The 18,096-nt window shown below is 62.2% G+C and carries 15 protein-coding genes; 5 read left to right on the top strand and 10 right to left on the bottom strand.

Going from position 1 to position 18,096, the window contains the following annotated elements; genetic code table 11:
* Nucleotides 1-10 precede the first annotated feature (10 nt).
* The 4 genes from AK36_RS00235 to AK36_RS00250 are packed head-to-tail and all read right to left on the bottom strand — an operon-like array spanning nt 11 to nt 1,480.
* Nucleotides 11-634 (bottom strand): DUF6988 family protein, encoded by a 624-nt coding sequence (locus AK36_RS00235; RefSeq protein ID WP_144410596.1) that lies wholly within the window; start codon nt 632-634, stop codon nt 11-13.
* Nucleotides 635-649: 15 nt separating this feature from the next.
* Nucleotides 650-859 (bottom strand): hypothetical protein, encoded by a 210-nt coding sequence (locus AK36_RS00240; protein ID WP_045577558.1) that lies wholly within the window; start codon nt 857-859, stop codon nt 650-652.
* A 7-nt stretch (nt 860-866) separates the two neighbouring features.
* Nucleotides 867-1,244 carry a type II toxin-antitoxin system VapC family toxin gene (locus AK36_RS00245; RefSeq protein ID WP_045577559.1) on the bottom strand — a complete coding sequence of 126 codons (378 nt, stop codon included), beginning with the start codon at nt 1,242-1,244 and terminating at the stop codon, nt 867-869.
* Nucleotides 1,244-1,480 (bottom strand): type II toxin-antitoxin system Phd/YefM family antitoxin, encoded by a 237-nt coding sequence (locus tag AK36_RS00250; protein ID WP_045577560.1) that lies wholly within the window; start codon nt 1,478-1,480, stop codon nt 1,244-1,246. The genes AK36_RS00245 and AK36_RS00250 overlap by 1 nt, the downstream gene beginning before the upstream one ends.
* A gap of 274 nt (nt 1,481-1,754) precedes the next feature.
* Here AK36_RS00250 and AK36_RS00255 point away from each other — a divergent pair, with 274 nt between their 5' ends.
* The 3 genes from AK36_RS00255 (at nt 1,755) to imuA (ending at nt 3,962) form a co-directional block, all read left to right on the top strand.
* On the top strand, nt 1,755-2,081 hold the full coding sequence (locus AK36_RS00255) for an H-NS histone family protein (RefSeq protein WP_045577561.1): 327 nt from the start codon (nt 1,755-1,757) through the stop codon (nt 2,079-2,081).
* A 127-nt stretch (nt 2,082-2,208) separates the two neighbouring features.
* Nucleotides 2,209-3,120, top strand: a complete 912-nt coding sequence (locus AK36_RS00260; RefSeq protein ID WP_045577562.1) for an SOS response-associated peptidase family protein — start codon at nt 2,209-2,211, stop codon at nt 3,118-3,120.
* Nucleotides 3,121-3,194: 74 nt separating this feature from the next.
* Nucleotides 3,195-3,962, top strand: coding sequence for a translesion DNA synthesis-associated protein ImuA (imuA, locus tag AK36_RS00265; RefSeq protein ID WP_045577563.1), 768 nt, complete (start codon nt 3,195-3,197; stop codon nt 3,960-3,962).
* Nucleotides 3,963-4,092: 130 nt separating this feature from the next.
* On the opposite strand, the gene AK36_RS00270 is transcribed toward imuA, so the two are convergent.
* Entirely contained in the window at nt 4,093-5,136 is a 1,044-nt protein-coding gene (locus tag AK36_RS00270; protein ID WP_045577564.1) for an IS110 family RNA-guided transposase, read from the bottom strand.
* Nucleotides 5,137-5,350: 214 nt separating this feature from the next.
* Here AK36_RS00270 and AK36_RS00275 point away from each other — a divergent pair, with 214 nt between their 5' ends.
* Nucleotides 5,351-6,730: a Y-family DNA polymerase gene (locus AK36_RS00275; protein ID WP_420897406.1), complete on the top strand. Its 1,380-nt coding sequence runs from the start codon at nt 5,351-5,353 to the stop codon at nt 6,728-6,730.
* A gap of 6 nt (nt 6,731-6,736) precedes the next feature.
* Nucleotides 6,737-9,883, top strand: a complete 3,147-nt coding sequence (locus AK36_RS00280; protein ID WP_045577566.1) for an error-prone DNA polymerase — start codon at nt 6,737-6,739, stop codon at nt 9,881-9,883.
* A 23-nt stretch (nt 9,884-9,906) separates the two neighbouring features.
* Here AK36_RS00280 and AK36_RS32355 read toward each other — a convergent pair whose 3' ends face one another.
* The 5 genes from AK36_RS32355 to AK36_RS00295 form a co-directional block, all read right to left on the bottom strand.
* Nucleotides 9,907-10,149 carry a hypothetical protein gene (locus AK36_RS32355; protein ID WP_144410597.1) on the bottom strand — a complete coding sequence of 81 codons (243 nt, stop codon included), beginning with the start codon at nt 10,147-10,149 and terminating at the stop codon, nt 9,907-9,909.
* A 97-nt stretch (nt 10,150-10,246) separates the two neighbouring features.
* Entirely contained in the window at nt 10,247-10,420 is a 174-nt protein-coding gene (locus tag AK36_RS33630) for a hypothetical protein (RefSeq protein ID WP_155753951.1), read from the bottom strand.
* A 139-nt stretch (nt 10,421-10,559) separates the two neighbouring features.
* Complete coding sequence (locus AK36_RS00285; RefSeq protein WP_045577567.1) at nt 10,560-11,765, bottom strand: DUF1173 domain-containing protein; 1,206 nt, start codon at nt 11,763-11,765, stop codon at nt 10,560-10,562.
* Nucleotides 11,766-11,822: 57 nt separating this feature from the next.
* Nucleotides 11,823-12,023: a hypothetical protein gene (locus AK36_RS33790; RefSeq protein ID WP_052691522.1), complete on the bottom strand. Its 201-nt coding sequence runs from the start codon at nt 12,021-12,023 to the stop codon at nt 11,823-11,825.
* Nucleotides 12,024-12,394: 371 nt separating this feature from the next.
* Entirely contained in the window at nt 12,395-18,010 is a 5,616-nt protein-coding gene (locus tag AK36_RS00295) for a KfrB domain-containing protein (RefSeq protein WP_196481226.1), read from the bottom strand.
* Nucleotides 18,011-18,096: the final 86 nt, after the last annotated feature.

Raw genomic sequence — 18,096 nt, forward strand, 5'->3', positions numbered from 1 at the left:
TTATTTTCCGTCATTTCTTGGCGTAGTACAGCACCGAATAGATCTCTCGATGTCGCTCGTACAATCGTTGCGCCAATTCACCATCGTCAGCAACCTTTGCAATTCCTAGCGCGCCGAGGTACGAAAGCATTGCCATCGAGTCGATCAGCTTGCTCGTGTGCTCGTCCGTGAAGCTTTGCCGAATCTCATCCTTGATCGCACGCGCCTTGACCTGTACTGCACCTCCGTGGGTAAAAGCGCACATCGATCGCCATGCCTGATCCTTGACACTACGTATGATTTCACCCGCCTGTCCAAGTGTTCCCGCGAGGTCGGTCGTAAGCTGATGCATCTTCGGTGGCTCACCGCCCTGAACAAACTTCTCAAGTTCTTCGTCGCTTGCGCAGTCGAAGTACCAGTTTGCGCGGACGTAAGCTTCGAATTGCGGCCGATACAGTGCGAACGCTGAACCTCGAACATCATTTTCAACCAGCACATGTCCCGCGAGGTGGTGCTCAATGCAGAGGTGGTGAAGCGCGACGGCCACACGGGCGCGTAACGTCGTCTTGAACTCGACGCCATTGACGAGCTTCGCGCAAGCATCCATCCATGCGTTAGACCGTTTGACGGCCTTTTTTAGTGTCTCTTCGCGCATCGTTTTCCGAGTCTGTTAGCGCGGACGTGCGCCCTTCTTGTCGATCACCCAACCGCGCTTGTCTTCCCGCGAAAGCGGCAACTCACGCATCCCCGGAAACCGCGCACGCATCATCGCGCGAGCCTCACGGTCGATTCGCCACTTACGAAACATGGGACGCGCAAACGGCCATACGATCAGCGCGGCCACGATGGCGACGATGGCGACGAAAATAATCGGTTCCATAGTTTTCCTACACGGCGATGACGAGTTCGGTGTACTTCGACAGATGGCCGTCCGAAGTTACCAACCGCAACGGCTCCGACATTGCCTGCGCAACCAGCAGTCGGTCAAACGGATCGCGGTGAATGTCAGGCAGATTTCGAACCAACGCTGCGTGAACTGCCCGTACTGGCAGTTCCAAGAATCCGCTGGCTGCAATCTCTGAGACGAGCAGATCGACGTCGGCCTCGAGTTTGCCTAGACCGACCTTGATCGAGGCCTCCCAAATGCTAGCGCCGCTTACAAATACTTCGTCGGCTTCCAGAATCAGCGTGCGCGCCGCTTTGGTCAGCTTGCGGTCGTCCATGACGGACCAGAGGTAGATGTGCGTATCAAGAAGCAGACGCATCAACGACCCTCGAATGCTGCGATCAGATCATCGGGGAGCGGCGCATCGAAGTCATCCCGAATACGGACCTTGCCCTTGAGGCCACCGAAGCGCCGCGTGACCTTCGTCTTCTCGATTGGCACCAGTCGGGCGGTCGGCTTACCGGCCTTAGCGATGACGATTTCCTCGCCGGCGGCGGCGGCATCGACCAGCCGCGAAAACTGCGTTTTCGCTTCATGAATATTGACGGTCTGCATAACTACTCCTAGTGGACTAAGCCCATGTTAGTCCACTGGCTCGCACCGGTCAAGCGGCAATCGCCTGTCAATGAATAACGGCACAAACACACGAGGCTTGAACTGCACTGCGTCTCGGAATACGCGCGCTCGTCGGCTTGTTCAGAGGGAGTCTGGGGCCATCGGACCCAAAATGCGCGTGTGTGGGCCGTGTTCGCTCATGTCCTCGGAAAACTCGGCGCGGCGCTGAGTTTCTATTACCATTTCGCTCTATTGCAATAACTCGTGCACGATCGTGACGACCGAACTACAAGACCTACAGGCTCAGCTTCGCGACTTGAATATTCGACTCGCGGACGTGAAGAAGGACGAGAAGCAGGCGTATTTGGCCGGCGTCCAGGCGCGCGTTGCGCTCTACGGCATCACCGAAGATGAACTGCTACGCGCGGCCGGCTTCCGGAAAGCGCGCAAACGGCAGGCGCAAGCGAAGTACTACGACCCCTCCTCGGGTAAGCAATGGTCGGGATTAGGCCCGCGACCGAGATGGCTGGAAGGCAAGAATCTCGACGACTACCTGATTGAGCGCGCTGCGAAACCGTGGTGGCCCGGAGAGGACGCCTGAGAGCTCATCCTCGGGGCGATCTTGGCCGAAGAATGTTCGATCGTCGGCCGAGCGTTGCGGCGGTGTTGGGGCCATGCCCAAGACTTGCGTTACCCTGTCCCTGAACGGTTGCTTATGGGGCACGGCAATGTGCTATTCCGCAAAGATCCAAGCCAACTATCGGGAGTACGTCCGACGCTACGGCGCCGACATGGACATCGAGACGTTCAGGCGCCTCTTTTTCGCGCGCGCATCCGGGGCCGACATCAAGATGCCGAAAGCGGTCGACGCCGCGTTCGCAGGTGTCGACGAAGAGATCACTGCCGCGATCGCCGCGTATCGGAGCCAGTGGACACGAAAGCTCGAGACCGATCTGTTCGAGCAGCGAGCGCGGCTCGTCGCGGCCGAGAAGAAGCTCGCCGTAAAGATCACGAGGAAGGGCAGCGAGGACGTTCGGATCGCCACGAACAAGATCGATGCGGCAACGCGCGGGCTCGACCATCTTCGCCGGCAGGACCTGCAGGAGCGTGATTCGCGCATCTTCCCTGGCTGGTATGCGCCCGTGCTGATCGAACTCGACGGCAAGCGCTTGGTCGTGCCCATGCGATATCGCTGTCGGATACCGGGTTGGACCGAGGCGGACGAAAAGCAAAAGCCTGGTTGTTACAACGCAAGAAAAACGAGCCTCGCCACAGTCTGGCGCCAGGTGTTTGGCTTCACGCACGGCATCGTGCTCGCCGACACGTTCTTCGAGCACGTTGAGCGAGCCGGGAAGGACGTCATCCTGCGTTTCGATCCAACGCCACCGCAGCCGATGCAGCTCGCGTGCTTGTGGACGCGCACCGAGATTCCCGGTGCCGATGACCTTTGGTCGTTTGCGGCCATCACCGACGATCCGCCGCCCGAAGTCGCGGCCGCAGGGCACGACCGGTGTGTGATTCCGCTGAAATCCTCGAACGTCGACGCGTGGCTGGCGCCGGATCCATCGCGGCGTGCTCAGCTGCGCGATATCCTAGCCGACCACGAGCGGCCGTACTACGAGCACCAGCTCGCAGCGTAAACGCAGGGGTTGGAGGGTCGGTTATCTCTGGCATATACTGTACAAACATACAGTTATTTTGCGTAACCGACCCCATGCATCCCGCCCTCGCCCACCCTGAAGTCATCCACCCGGCGCTCTGGCGAGCCAGCCAGCTGGCTCGCTCGAGCGTGCGCGGCGTCGACACGGGCCATCCGGAACTGACGGCCGAACTGCCCGGCGGCGGCTGGCCGGCCGGCGCGCTGATCGAATTGCTCGCGCCGCAGCCTGGAATCGGGGAGTTGCGGTTGCTGGCGCCAGTGCTCGCGCGCGCGGCCGGCAAGCCGATCATGCTGATCCAGCCGCCTCATGCGCTGCAACCGTTGGCGCTCGCGTATTGGGGCATCGACCCGTCCGGCTTCGTGACGCTGGCGGCGCCGCGCACGGCTGACGCGTTATGGGCCGCCGACCAGGCGCTGCGGGCCGGCACGTGTGCCGCCGTGCTGCTCTGGCAGCAGCACGTGCGCGCGGACGCGCTGCGCCGCCTGAATCTGGCCGCGCAGAACGGCTCGGCGTTGTTTTTCCTGTTCCGGCCGGCGGCCGCCGCCCGCGATCCGTCGCCGGCGCCGCTACGGCTCGCGCTCGCGCCCAAGCGCGACGGTGTCGACGTCACGTTCCTGAAGCGCCGCGGATTGGTGCGCGATACGCCGTTGTTCGTTCCCTTGTCCCCCTCGCCGATTTTGTTGAACCGCCATGCAAGTCTTTATATGAACGCCTCCCGTTTGAGCAGGTTCTCGAGCGCTCCGACTGACAGGATGGGCTGCAGCTTTATATCCGGCCTCAATGCAGCTGAAGTCGCTGCGGGCCCCGATGATATCCGCTGACTCGCACCTCATTTGGATCACGAACTTGAAGTTCTGACTTGCATCCAGGTTTCGCGAGTCCCGGTCCTACCTGTAGCGTCATCACGTTCAATTGCCTGCGCAACCTTGGGACGTTCCTCCCTGCAAAGCTTTATGCCGCTGAAGGCTCTACGTGCCCATGCAATCCACCACTGCGAAAGTCCCGCTCGTACGGACGTCCGTGGGCAAGTACAGCCCAAATCACTCTGGCGATCTTGTTTGCGATCGCAACCACGACGACGTTCGGTGGCCGGCGCATCCTGAGCTGATCGATCCACTTCCCGGGGTCCTTAGCGTGTACGAGCACGCTTCGCGCGCAGTGGATCAGCAGCGTCCTGAGATAAGAATCTCCACGTTTGCTGATGCCATGGAGAAGAACCTTGCCTCCGGAGCCGGATTGCCGCGGAACCAACCCCAGATACGCTGCGAATTCCCGTCCAGACCGGAATGCTCGGGGATCGCCAATCGTCGCTACCGCGGCCGTTGCCGTCAGCACACCGACACCTGGAATCTCGGCAAGCCTGCCGCTCGACGGGTCCGCGCGCATCCACATCTGAAGCCTGCGCTCGATCACACCTATTTGCTCATCGAGCTTAACCAGGTTGTTCCATTGTTCCCGCAGTGTCTCGATCAACATCGTAGGAAGGCGGTTTGCAAGGCGTGCGAGTACATCTGGAATGGCGCTGTCGAGTCCCTTGCGACTTCGGCTCATGACTTCTCCGTATTCGGTCAAAAGCCCGCGGAGCGAATTGATCTGCATCGTTCGCATCTTCACCAGTTGCTGTCGCATCCGGTGCATCGCAAGGACCGCCTGCTGACCTTCGGTCTTAATCGCGACGCCCTTTCCAGGTTGTTGTACTGCAAGCCAGATTGCGCGCGCATCGGCCGAGTCGTTTTTGTTGCCGATATTGAATGCCTTCACGAAGCGCCCGGGCATCAGTCGAACATCATGCCCCATTTCCATGAGGCGCCTCGCCCAGTGCTGGGCTCCGCCACAGGCCTCCATGCCGATCAGGCACGGATTTCTATTCGCGAAGTAGTCGAGGAAAGCAGAACGCTTTATCGCCTTGTTCACGGTAGCGCCTGTGTTCTCGTCCAGGTGATGCACCTGAAAAACCGATTTCGCAATATCGACGCCGACTGGTATGCGGTTCATCGCGAAGCTCCTGTAAGGGCCACGGGGGACATCATCATCGCTGATTTCACGCGCCATGGATCCCGACACCTATGACACCCCACCGACGGCGGATGGACGATGGGTGGGAGGCGTTCATACCATTTGGATCGGCGTGCATCTGCCGCACCTCAACCTCGAAGTGTTCCGGCCGCGATCGCCGGCGCCGTCGTCTGACGATGCGCGCGGGCTCGTCGTGCTCGAGGGCGGCCGCGTCGTGGCGCTCGATCGCGCCGCGCGTGCGCTCGGCGTGGTCGCCGGCATGCGCCGCGGTGGCGTGCTGTCCCTCGCGCCAGACGCGCAGATCCGCGAGCGCGACGCCGCGCGCGAGCGCGAGCTCGTGCTGGGGGTTGCTTATGCGCTCCTGCAGTTCACACCAAGCGTCGTCGACGCCGACGAAGCCGTGGTGGTGCTCGACGTGACGGCGAGCCTGCGCCTCTTTCACGGCATCCGCGCGCTGCGCCAGCGCGTGCGCGACGTCGTCGCATCGTTCGGAGTCACCGCGGCGATATCGGTCGCTTCGTCGGGGCCGGCCGCGTGGATGGTCGCGCGCGGGCTGCGCGGCGGCCTTGCGCTGTCCGCGCGATCGCTGCGCCACGCGCTCGCGCGCGTGCCGCTCGTCGTGGCGCCGGACGCGCGGCGCTATGCGAACTGGTTTGAAGATCTCGGCTGCGAAACGCTCGCCGATCTGCAGCGCTTGCCGCGCGCTGGGTTGAAGAAGCGATGCGGCACGCAACTGCTCGACTGGCTCGACCAGGTCGCCGGCACCGCGCCGGCCGCCTACGACTGGCTTGAGATGCCGCCGTCGTTCGACACGCGCGTCGAGCTAATGGATCGCGTCGAGCACGCCGAGGCGCTGCTGTTCGTCGCGCGCCGGCTGATCCTGCAGCTGACCGGCTGGCTCACCGCTAAGCAGTTGGACGTCGCCGCGTTCGCACTGCTGCTCGAGCACGAGCGCGGGCGGGACGCGATCGCGCCGACCGAGATCGAAATCGCGTTGGGCGCCCCTACCCGCTTCGAGGAACACCTCACGCGGCTCGTCAAGGAGCGGCTCGGCCACGTCGAGCTCGCCGGGCCAGTGATTGCCGTGCGCCTGGTCGCCCGCAGCGTGCAGGAAGCGGCCGCGCCGAGCGACTCGCTGTTTCCCGAGCCGGGTGGCACGCCGCAGGATCACGCACGGCTACTCGAACTGCTGACGGCGCGGCTCGGCTCCGAGAACGTACTCGTCGCGGCTCCCATGGCCGACTACCGTCCCGAGCCGGCCGCCCGATGGGTGCCGATGCGCGACGCGCCGAAGCCGTCGCCGCTGCCGTCGGACCTGCCGCGTCCTGCCTGGCTGCTTGCCAAGCCTGTGCCCCTGCTCACACGCGAGCATCGCCCGTTCTACGGCACGCCGCTGCGCATTGTGTCGCCTGGTGAGCGCATTGAAGGTGGCTGGCAGGATGGGCAGACCGTGACGCGCGACTACTTCGTCGCCGAGGACGACAACGGCATCTGCTACTGGATCTACAAGGAGCGGCCGACGGCCAGCGACGAGAGCGAAGCGCGCTTCTTCCTCCACGGCTTGTTCGGGTGACCCGTCATGGACGCCGGCAGTTTCGGCGCCCTGCCCGCCTACGCGGAACTTCAGGTCGCCTCCGATTTTTCGTTCCTGCATGGCGCGTCGCGCGCGGAGGAATACGTCGCGCGCGCGGCGCAGCTCGGCTACAGCGCGATCGCGATCACCGACGAGTGCTCGCTCGCCGGCGTCGTGCGCGCGCACGTCGAGGCGAAGGCAGCGAACATGGCGCTGATCATCGGCTCGCACTTCCGGCTGACGGCTGCCGACGGCGCGCCCGCGCTCGCCTTCACTGCGCTGGCGATGAATCGCGACGGTTACGGCAACCTCTGCGAATTCATTTCGCTCGGTCGCATGCGCGGCAAGAAAGGCACGTACCGGCTCGCGCCACTCGATCTTGAACACCCGGAAGCGCCGTACACGCACCTGCGCGGCCTGCCCGACTGCATCGCGATCCTGTCGCCCGACTTCCCAGCAAACGAGCAACGCCTTGACGCGCAGGTCGAATGGTTTGCGCGAGTGTTCGGCGATCGCGCATGGGTCGCGCTGACGCTGCACGCACGCGCGATGGACGACATCCACCGCGGCGTGGTCGAGCGCGTCGCCGCGCGCCACGGCGTGCCGGTGGTGGCCACGAGCTGGCCCCTCATGCACGTGCGATCGCGCAAACCGCTGCAGGACGTGCTGACGGGGATCCGGGTCGGCCGGCCGGTATCGGAGTGCGGGTACGAGCTCGCGCCGAACGCGGAGCGTCACCTGCGATCGCGTCTGCGGCTCGCCAACCTCTATCCCGCCGGCGCGCTCGAGGAAACCGTACGCGTCGCGCGGCGCTGCACGTTTTCGCTCGACGACCTGAAGTACGAGTATCCGGATGAACTGGTACCGGCCGGCACCGATCCGGCGACGTACCTGCGCGAGCAGACCTACATCGGCGCGCGCCGGCGGTTTCCGGCCGGCATCCCGATCGACGTCCAGGCGCAGATCGAACACGAGCTGCAGCTGATCGCCGACCTAAAATACGAGGCGTATTTCCTGACCGTCTACGACATCGTGCAGTTCGCGCGCGAGCAAGGCATCTTGTGCCAGGGACGCGGCTCGGCTGCGAACTCGTCCGTTTGCTACTGCCTCGGCGTGACCGAGGTCGACCCGTCGCGGCAATCGATGCTGTTCGAACGGTTCATCAGCAAGGAGCGCAACGAGCCGCCGGATATCGACGTCGATTTCGAGCATCAGCGTCGCGAAGAGGTCATGCAGTACATCTACCGCAAGTACGGTCGCGATCGCGCAGCGCTGACGGCCGCCGTCACGACGTACCGGCCGCGCAGCGCGTTACGGGAAGCCGGCAAGGCGCTCGGCGTGGACCCGGCGATCGTCGATCGCGTCGCGAAGCAGCACCACTGGTTCGATTCGCGCGCGGATCTGCTGCAGCGGTTTTCCGAGGCTGGCCTCGACCCCGACGCGCCGCTGAATCAGCAGTGGGCCGCATTTGCCGCGCAGCTGCTCGGCTATCCACGTCACCTGTCGCAGCACTCGGGCGGCTTCGTGATCAGCCGCGGCAAGCTCACGCGGCTCGTACCGGTCGAAAACGCCGCGATGGAGGATCGCTCGATCATCCAGTGGGACAAGGACGACATCGAGGCGCTCGGCATCCTGAAGATCGACGTCCTGGCGCTCGGCATGCTGTCGATGGTCCGCCGCGCGCTCGACATGATCTCGGAAAAGCGCGGCGAGACATTCGAGCTGCAGGACATTCCTGCCGAGGACAAGGCGACCTACGACATGCTGTGCGACGGCGACAGCATGGGCGTGTTCCAGGTGGAATCGCGCGCGCAGATGTCGATGCTGCCGCGCCTGCGGCCGCAGTGCTTCTACGACCTGGTGATCGAAGTCGCAATCGTGCGGCCGGGCCCGGTGCAAGGCGGAATGGTGCATCCGTTTCTGCGCCGGCGCCAAGGGCTGGAGCCCGTCACGTTTCCGTCGGAAGGCATGGAGAAGGCACTCGCGCGCACGCTCGGCGTGCCGATCTTTCAGGAGCAGGTGATGCAGGTCGCGATGCTGGCGGCCGGCTTCTCCGCCGGCGAGGCCGACCAGCTGCGCCGCGCAATGGCCGCCTGGAAACGCAAGGGCGGCTTGGAGCCGTACCACGAACGTCTGGTGAGCGGCATGCTCGAGCGCGGCTACGACCGCGAGTTCGCCGAATCCATCTTCGCGCAGATCAAGGGCTTCGGCGAATACGGCTTCCCGGAAAGCCATGCGGCCAGCTTCGCGCTGCTCGTCTACTCGAGCGCCTGGCTGCGTCGGCACGAACCAGCCGTGTTCCTGGCCGCCCTGCTCAACAGCCAGCCGATGGGCTTCTACACGCCGTCGCAGCTGCTGCAGGACGCGCGGCGCCGCGGCGTTGAAGTGCTACCCGTCGATGTCAACGTTAGCACATGGGATTCAGCGCTCGAAGGGCCGGCGACGTCGGCGCCCGTGCGCCTCGGCTTCTCGCTGTTGCGCGGCATGCGCGAGGATGTCGCCGGCCGTATCGAGCTCGCACGTGCAGCGCGGCCCTTCGTCGACGTCGCGGACCTCGCGCGCCGCGCGCGGCTCGATCGGCACGACCTGCAGGTTCTCGCGCGTGCCAACGCCCTTTGCTCACTCACCGGCGGCCGACGCGCGGCGCTATGGCTCGCGGCCGCTGCAGTGCCTGATCGAGATCTGCTGCGCGGCACCGAACGCGACGACACGGTGCCGGCGCTGCCTCAAGCATCGGAGGGCCACGAGATCGTGACGGACTATCGCGCGATGGGCTTCACGCTCGGGCGGCATCCGCTCGCGCTGTTACGCGAGCGCCTGGCGCTCGATCGACTGCAGTCGGCCGAGCAGCTCGCAACGCTGCGCAGCGGGCAGCTCGCGCGCGCGTGCGGACTGGTCACGGTACGCCAACGGCCGGGCACGGCGAACGGTGTCCTATTCATGACGCTTGAGGACGAGACGGGCCAGGTGAACGTGATTCTCTGGCCCGGACTGCTGGAGAAGTTTCGGAAGGAAGCGCTCGGCGCCGCATTGCTCGCCGTGTACGGTGTGTGGCAGGCGGAAGGGAAAGTGCGGCACCTGATCGCGAGCAAACTCGTCGACAGGACCGAGTTGCTTGGTGCGCTGCCGACGACGTCACGGGAGTTTTGCTGAATTTTTTGGCCGTCGCCGCTTTTCTAGGAACCTGCATCCTGCCCTACGGGAGGCGCTGCAAACTGCAAACCGTCGCCGACGGAGTTCGTTCCCCCGTCGTATGAACCAAGCGGCCCCGCCCCGGCGATCGTCTGCCGTGCGGCGACATGAATCGCCAATTTACAGAATTCCGATGGCTCGATCTTTGCCAATCGGGACGCCTGCACCATTGCGGCGAAATCGTTCGGATGGAACGACAGATCTAGCTTTGGGGCTCCGTTATTCATCAGACTCTCGTATGTTAGTTATCCTGACAACGTGAACGTTGAACCGTGGCTCCCGCATTGAGCACCAATCTTGCGGCGCATTCAGCACGGGGCCATGTTAGTCGATGGAAAGTTGATGCCGGAGCCGCGCGTCAAGCACACACCAGTCGAACCCGCGCTCGCACTTGCCGCACCAAAGCGGCTGTGCAGACTTGCCGCGCCGGGTGGGCTGGATCAACGGCCTACTGCACTCTGGGCAGGTCAGGCCCGCTTTGCGATTGTTGTCGAACATGATGCCTCCGGAAAAAAGCCGACCGCACGAGGCGGTCGGTCAAAGCACTTCGGCAAAATCCGAGGGCCGAGCCGAAGTGAAAACGGATGCGGTTTCGTGAAACTCAGTTGAACTAGGCCGAGCTACGTCCCGCGGAGGGTTACTGTTGGCTGCTCGACGGTGCCGGCACATCGGGCATGTCTGCGCCCGTATCCCATTGCCACGACTTGAGGTTGCTGCCTTCTTGAAGCTCCCGCAGCTCCTTCCGGTATTGGTCGCTCGCTCCGTACGGAAGGACGTACATCGCCACCGGCTCAGCTGTGTCGGACAACACGACGCTTGCCAGCGGATTGGTCGACGGCAGGTTGTAACGCAGCCCCTTCACGAATCGACGTTTCTGGTTTGTCAGGTTGTCCACCAGCATTCGTTCGTCGATACTCTCGAACGGAATCCAGTTTTCGTTCACTAGCATGAGCGAGGCCTCCTCAATGGACGCGACGCCTGCACCACTCACGCTGAACGTTGCCACTACGAGAAGATGCGAGTTTTCGTTGCCGCTCCAAAGCGCCAACTCATGTTCGAAGCGTTTCAGCATTCGCTTGTACACGTCATCGTTCATCATGAAATGAGCGTCGGCCAAGTGCTTAACGACGAGTTTTTTGCCAAACCGCGCGTCGCCAAGTTCCTTCACTTCGCCGACAAGCAGCATGAGTCGCCGCGTTGCGCCTTCCGATTTCGCGAGCGCGTTGAAGACAGTGAGGCGCCGCCGCGTGATCTCGTCTTTTTTCTCGAGCGAAAACGACTCCGGAATGTAGAGCATGTCCGATAGAGAACTACCCTTCGCCATCTTGTCGGAGGCCGCCTGCATCAGATACTTACGTACTACCCACCAACTGCGCTTGCCTGCCATTGCAGGCGACCAACGGGTTAAGCCGGCTTCGTCGTAGAGAAAATGCAGTGTGCCTCGCAACGTCAGCTTCTTGCCGTCGGTTTTCACGGAGTCGTGTTCGGCACCGCCCTGAACCGGTGCCGCGCGTGCTCCGTTTTTCGTGAGCGCGAAGTCGAACTTCAGCGTGGTAACACCATCTTCGAGATTGGTCTGGATTGCCCCGCCCATAACTTCACCGAGCCCAGATAGCTCAGCGGGCGGCTCGTACGAGTCGCAGGATGTCGCGTGCGCAGAGCCGGTATGAGGCATTCGCTTGATGACGTAGTGCTTGCCGAGCTTTGCAATGTACATTTCGACGCCACCGGATTTGCACATGCAGAGCGGCCGGTTGGGCGAGCCGTATACGGCGGCCAGGGCATCGTTCAATCGCGTATCGTCCGCGCCGTAAGACTTGTCGCCGATCTTGTACGTGGTCATGGACCGATTCCTTCATTCAAAGTGTGTGCGCTGCAATCGTAATATAAAGATATCATATTAGAGATTCGGCCACGTTCTGTCATCGCTGTTCGTCGTTACGCCGACCGGGCCGCAAGTCTGCCGTGTCCGGTCGTCCAACTCGATCATCACGGCCATGAACTCGAAGAACTCGTCCTGCGGCAGGGCATCGAGCCAGTCGCCGTATTCGCTTTCTGGCATCGCATAGAACGCTTCACCCATCGCAGTAATCTTCGTCATGGCGCGATCCTGCGCATCTTGATCGAATCTCGCTGCTGGCAGTGCAGCGACGGGCCTGATGGACGCCTCATTCGCCGCGGGTCTACGTCTCGGTCGAAACCCCGTAATGCCCTTTCCGGTTGAACCGGAGCCCATGAATGGATCGAGCACCAGACCACCAGGAGGCGTCACCAGTTGGCACAGGTGCGCCATCAAGTCCGTCGGCTCGACACATGGATGCAGGTTCCGCGCACTTTTTCTTGTACGTGTGTTTGCTGTCGCGGACACTGTTCGGAAACAGTTTGCGGATTGCGCCGCGGCCGAATCGCGATGCTAGGTGAAAAAGTAGGCGCGCGTGGAACCAGCACGCGCGCCCGTACCGGCCAGAGAAGTTAGCGCTCGATGCCCGCGGCGCTTTCGTGGCCACGAACGACCGCGTGCCCTGCTCGATAGCTCAGCCTCACATAGTCGCCGACCTTTACTGGCGCCGTCATCACCATGTCGCCACGATGATGAAGGATGCCTTTGCCGACGCCAGCGTCCTGCACGAGGTAGTGGTCCGTCTGACCAACTATGCGTCCGGCATACGCACCGCCATCGCGCTGCGCGAACTCCGGCATGAGTCCCAGCTCGGTCACCTTGGACATCGCCAGCGCCTTGAACTGCAACACCGACTCGGCGGCGTCCAGCATTTCCTCGCTCGCGAACCGTTTACCAGGTGCCGTCGCCACGGCCGCCGCGAGGTCCGCGTCGGATTTGATGCGCTCGATCAAGCCCGCATGCACATCGCGCCCACCCTCCCATTCGAACAGCGCTTCGTGGCCGCGATTGAAGATATCGGCCGTGCGCAGAGGCTCATGCGCACCACGCAGATAGTCCTGCGCCGCCTTGTCGATCGACTCTCGAACCTCGGTCGCATATGCCTGTTCGCGCGCAGCGCGCTCCGCCATGTCCGGGTCAACAGCTGAGAACAGATCGCCATCACGCCCACCCATAGATTCGAGCGTCGCAGGCTCCCACGTCGACACGTAGGCCGGGTCGTCCTGCATCTTCCGCAACTCGGTCATAACGTCCGCATTGTTCTTGCGCAGCAGCTCGAGTTCCACCAATTGCACAAACGGCTTCGTCAGTTCCTGCCGCACCTTCTCCAGCTCGACATGCTCAGCTTCGTTGTTTTCGATCGTATAAGCGATATCACTCTCAATGCCGTTCAGCGCATTGTCCATGCGCTGAATGAATCCGGTGACGCTGAACTTGTCGTCTCGCGAATAGACCAGATTACCTGGTACGTACACGCGCGAGCCTTTCAACGCAAACTGGACGTGACGTGCATCGGCGGTTGCCGTGACCTTGAAACCACGGTACTCGCCGATATGCACAACCTGCGCTTTGTCGCCCAGGTGCTTCGCGCGCCCCTCAATCGCGCGCTGCATGCCGGACAGTATCGACTCCATCAGGTGCTCCTTCGAGTCGGCGTCGAACACATTGGCGCCGACCTTCATCTTCCATTCGTCGGACGTATTAGTGTCGCGAAGCACGACATCCTTCCGAAAGTCGGTCAGCACGCGCTCTGCACGATCATCGGCCAGCGCTAGCCACTCCACGCGATTTTCGAGCGAGTGCCGGTTACGCTTATAGTTCGCATGCAGCGCTTCCATCTTTTTTAAATCCGCCGACAACTGCACCTGCAGGAAAATCAGCGGATTCCCGGTCGCCGCTGCTTTCATCTCGGCCGCGTTCGCCGCTTCGCCGGCAACGTCCTCAATCACGCGCGATAGGCCATCGCCCTTGCGGAACTGCTCGATCGCCCGCGCCTTGTATTCGATTGTCTGCCACATGCGGGCATCGTAGGTTTGCTTCGTGGCGTAGCGCAAAAGCTCAATCTCGAATCCGTCCGGGTCTTCTGCGTACAGCAGGTTACCCTGGCGAACGATGCGCCCCTCGCGCTGCTCCAGATCGCGCGGACGCCACGGCGCATCGAGATTGTGCTCGGCCACGAGCAGCGCCTGAACGTTCGTGCCGGCACCCATCTTCGACGTCGACCCCAGTAGAAAACGCACGTCGCCGCGGCGAACTTGCTCAAACAGCTTCGCGCGCTGCAGGTCTGTCTTCGCTTCGTGAATGAAGCGGATTTCTTCGGCAGGGATGCCGCGCGCAATCAGCTTCTCCCTAATATCGTCATATACGGAGAACTTGCCGCTGCCACGACTCGTCAGCAGCTCATCCATCGACACTTCCTGCTCTTCGTCCGGCCCGTCTTCGCCCTGGCCGTCGTTCTCCGCATCCTGCACAACCGCGCCGACAGTAACTGGCTTCGGGGGACCCTTCGGCGTCGACAGGTCGCAGAACACAAGCTGCGTGCCGCGCTTGTGCGACCATGCGTTATAGATGCGGACCATTTCATCAACAGCCACATTGGTTTTACTACCCTCGAAGTCTGGCGCATCAGGATCGATCAAGCGAAAATCCAGCCCTGCCTTACGCGCATCGTTCGTGATCTTCAGCGGATTGTCCTTGCTGGGATCGCGCGGCAGATTCTCCATGCGGTGAATAATCGATCCCGGTGTCCAATCGGTGATGACCCCGCCGTCTTCGCGCCGAATCTCGTTACCTTCGCTGTCCAGCACGGGCATCTGCTCGCCCATGTAACGCGCCTGCAACGGCGAGCGATCGACTACGACGATCTGCGGCTTGCCGCCCTTGATCTTCGGGACCGGGAATCGCGTGCCGCGTTCGGCCGCCTGACGTTCAAGATCCTCGCGCGTCACGACGTCCGCGAACGATCGATACAGTGCCTGCAGCTCCGGCACGTTTTGGAACTTCGCGAAGCGTGAATTGAGTCGATAGTTCACCCCCGTCGCGTCCAGCTCCCAGCCTGTCACAACCTGGCCGAACGTGCTGGCCCACGCGTCGAAGTGATGGATGCCGCGCGACTTCAGCTCGTCGTACTGCATGTACCGCTGCATCGTATAGATTTCGGCGATAGTGTTCGCGACCGGAGTGCCGGTTGCGAAGTACACGCCGCGCCCGCCGTGTTCCGACTGGAGGTAGCGCGCCTTGACGAATAGGTCGAACGCCTTGTCTGAGCCCTGCAGGTTGCCGAGGCCCGCGACGCCTGACAGAGAGGTCGTAATGAACAGGTTTTTGAACTCATCAGCCTCGTCCACGAACAGCGCGTCGACGCCCAGTTCGTCGAACGTCACGACACGATCCTTGGCGCCTGTTTCAGCTGCGCGCTTCAGCTTCGCTTCCATGCGATCGCGCGCTTTCTCCATCTGCTTGATCGTCAGGCGGTCGCCCTTCTCCGACTTGATCTGGATGATTGCGTCGGTCAGGTCATCGATCTGCTCGTTCAGAATCCGGTCAAGTTCCTGCGGCGGCATGCCGATTTTCTTGAAGCTCGAATGCCCGACGATAACCGCGTCCCAATCCCCCGTCGCGATCCGGGCGAAGAGCCGCTCGCGATTTTCCCTCTGGAAATCGCTCTTCTCCGCGATCAGCACGTTCGCGTCCGGGTACAGCTTGTAGATGTCGTCTTTCCACTGGAGCAGCAAATGGTTCGGCACGACGAACATGGCCTTCTTCGTCAGCCCCATGCGCTTGCTTTCCATTGCGGTCGCGATGCACGCGAACGTCTTGCCGGCGCCGACCACGTGGTCGTATAGCTCGGTGCCATCCTGAATGCCACGCCAGATTGCATTCTTCTGGCTCGGCCGGAGCTCGACCGCGTTCGATGCGCCCGGCAACGTCAGGTGGGAGCCGTCGTATCGCGGCGCGACGTTCGTATTGAAACGCTCATTGTAGAGCGTGGCCAGTATGTCACGGCGTGATTTGTCTTCCCATACCCAATCGAGGAACGCTTGGCGAATTTCGTCGGCCTTCTGGCTCGCAGCGGCGGTCTTCGCCTCGTTTGTCTTGCGGATCGGGTTGCGGTTTTCATCGTAGCCGACGATATCCTCGACTACGATCGCCTTGTTCGACAGAATCGCCTCAAGAATCTTGTTCGCGGGCATATCCTCCGTGCCCCACGTGACGCGCATCGTCGTCTGGTCCCCCAGTCCAACCTTCGCCACCCATTTCCCGAGCGTAGGCTGATATGACACACTGCGATGCACACCGCCGAAGATGTGCGTGACAAAGTCATCGACCACCCGATCCGGCACCCATGTCGATCCAAGCTGAATCGAAATATCGACAGGCTCGATGTCCTGCGGCTGCACGAGTCGTAACGCCTCGACGTTACCGCCGTAACGTGGATCGTCAAGCGCCGCGGCCTGCGCGATCTTCAGCTTTTCCTTTACGTTCCCCGTCAGGTAGCGATCGGCGGTTTCCCACCGTTGCCCCTCGGGGTTCTGAAAAATAAGGCCCTGAAGCTCGCGGACAATCACGTCCTCGTCACGGCCGCTCAGGCGCACCATCAGATCGAGGTCGACGCCGCCCGTTTCGTTCATCGATACCACTAGCGCGTCTTTTGCGCTGCTGACGCTGGTAATTTCGCGGCGCGGGTTCATCACTCGCCGCGTGAAGATCGCCGCTTTCCGCGCGCTCGGCTCGCGTGCCTCGACGCCATGCTTGCGCGCGAGATCCTTTGAGATGCCCTTGTCGTAATCGCGTTCGAGTGATTGAAGAAGGGGGAAATCCGGGTCTTCGCCCATCGCCTGCTTGTTCACGAGCGCGCTGATATAGCCATTGCGCTTTACGAAGCCGTCGTACGCACGATTGAGCCGCACACGCATCGCTTCGAGCGTCGCATCGTCCATGTCGTCGTCGCGCTCCGCGCGCATCAGCTCACGCAGCGCGACGCGAATCTCGACCAACCCTTTAATCCGCTCGAGCGCCTTCTCGCTCTTGCCTTCGACCAGGCGGGCCTGCCGACCGTCCAGAAGGTCATCGAGACGCTGCGCGACACGGTCGGCTTCTGTCACAAAATACGCGCCGATTTTCACGGTCTCGGGCACGTCGATCGGCTCGGCGGCAACGGCGGCGATTGCGCGCTCGGTGGTGCGGCCAATGTAGATGCCTTCCGGCAATTGCTGAATCGCAGCGGCGAGTTCGGCCACGAGGTCCTGTCCCTCGGGCGCGATTAGGGCTGGTGTGCCCTCGGCGTATTGCGTGCCGGCGCGCTGCATCGAGCCGAGCATCATGTGCGGTCGGTCGATGAAATACGTGTTCAGCGGCATGTCCGGCCCGCCGAGTGCATCGACAATCTCCCCGACATCAACCCAGCTTCGCTCGGGCGTCTCGCCAGCACGCGCCCTTTGCAGGAAAACGATATCCGTCGTGACTTCCGTCAGCGCGTTCTTCTTGAACGCCGTGTTCGGCAGACGGATTGCGCCGACCAGGTGCGCCCGGTCGGCAACATGTGAGCGTGCGGTGCTGTCTCGCGCGTCCATGAAGTAGTTCGACACCACGACGGCCACGAGCCCGCCGTCACGAACCTTGTCCAGCGACTTCGAGATGAAATAATTGTGGATCGAAAACGACGAGATATCGCGGTGGTGTGCGTCGTAGACGGACTGGCTTCCGAATGGCGGGTTGCCGATCGCCAGATCGAAATACCCGCCCGGAATGGTGACTTCCTGAAAGCCCTTGTTGATGACCGACGCTGACGGATACAGATGTTTGGCAATGCGCGCCGTCACCGGATCAAGCTCGACGGCGGTGACATGCGAGCGTTCGCGCAACGCCTCGGGCATCAACCCGACGAAATTGCCGCTGCCAACCGCAGGTTCGAGCGTGCGGCCACCGGTGTAGCCGAAGCGATCGAGCGCCTGGTACATCCCTTCGATGACGGGCTGGGCCGTGTAGTGCGCGTCTTGCGTCGATCGGCGCGCGGCCTCGTATTCGTCCTTGGGCAGCAGTTCGGCCAACTCCTGATACTCCGCCCGCCATTCCGTGTTCCGATGATCAAACGCCTGCGGAATGCCGCCCCAGCCGACGTACCGCACGAGCACAGCCTGATCCTCGCGCGTCGCCGGCCGGCCATCCGCCTCCAGATCCTTTAGCACGCGAAGCGCTGCAACGTTATCGCGGTACTTCGTTTTTGCTCCGCCCTGGCCTAGCCGGTCGGCGAGCGTGATCGTGTAATCGCTGG

This window comes from Burkholderia vietnamiensis LMG 10929 (genome assembly GCF_000959445.1).
Lineage (GTDB): Bacteria > Pseudomonadota > Gammaproteobacteria > Burkholderiales > Burkholderiaceae > Burkholderia > Burkholderia vietnamiensis.

What these genes read in the sequence shown, in the direction of transcription:
- AK36_RS00245 (WP_045577559.1), bottom strand. Translation starts at nt 1,244, where the DNA reads ATGCGTCTGCTTCTTGATACGCACATCTACCTCTGGTCCGTCATGGAC.
- AK36_RS33630 (WP_155753951.1), bottom strand. Translation starts at nt 10,420, where the DNA reads ATGTTCGACAACAATCGCAAAGCGGGCCTGACCTGCCCAGAGTGCAGT.
- AK36_RS00280 (WP_045577566.1), top strand. Translation starts at nt 6,737, where the DNA reads ATGGACGCCGGCAGTTTCGGCGCCCTGCCCGCCTACGCGGAACTTCAG.
- AK36_RS00270 (WP_045577564.1), bottom strand. Translation starts at nt 5,136, where the DNA reads ATGAACCGCATACCAGTCGGCGTCGATATTGCGAAATCGGTTTTTCAG.
- AK36_RS00285 (WP_045577567.1), bottom strand. Translation starts at nt 11,765, where the DNA reads ATGACCACGTACAAGATCGGCGACAAGTCTTACGGCGCGGACGATACG.
- AK36_RS32355 (WP_144410597.1), bottom strand. Translation starts at nt 10,149, where the DNA reads ATGAATAACGGAGCCCCAAAGCTAGATCTGTCGTTCCATCCGAACGAT.
- AK36_RS00240 (WP_045577558.1), bottom strand. Translation starts at nt 859, where the DNA reads ATGGAACCGATTATTTTCGTCGCCATCGTCGCCATCGTGGCCGCGCTG.
- AK36_RS00235 (WP_144410596.1), bottom strand. Translation starts at nt 634, where the DNA reads ATGCGCGAAGAGACACTAAAAAAGGCCGTCAAACGGTCTAACGCATGG.
- AK36_RS33790 (WP_052691522.1), bottom strand. Translation starts at nt 12,023, where the DNA reads ATGACGAAGATTACTGCGATGGGTGAAGCGTTCTATGCGATGCCAGAA.
- AK36_RS00260 (WP_045577562.1), top strand. Translation starts at nt 2,209, where the DNA reads ATGTGCTATTCCGCAAAGATCCAAGCCAACTATCGGGAGTACGTCCGA.
- AK36_RS00250 (WP_045577560.1), bottom strand. Translation starts at nt 1,480, where the DNA reads ATGCAGACCGTCAATATTCATGAAGCGAAAACGCAGTTTTCGCGGCTG.
- imuA (WP_045577563.1), top strand. Translation starts at nt 3,195, where the DNA reads ATGCATCCCGCCCTCGCCCACCCTGAAGTCATCCACCCGGCGCTCTGG.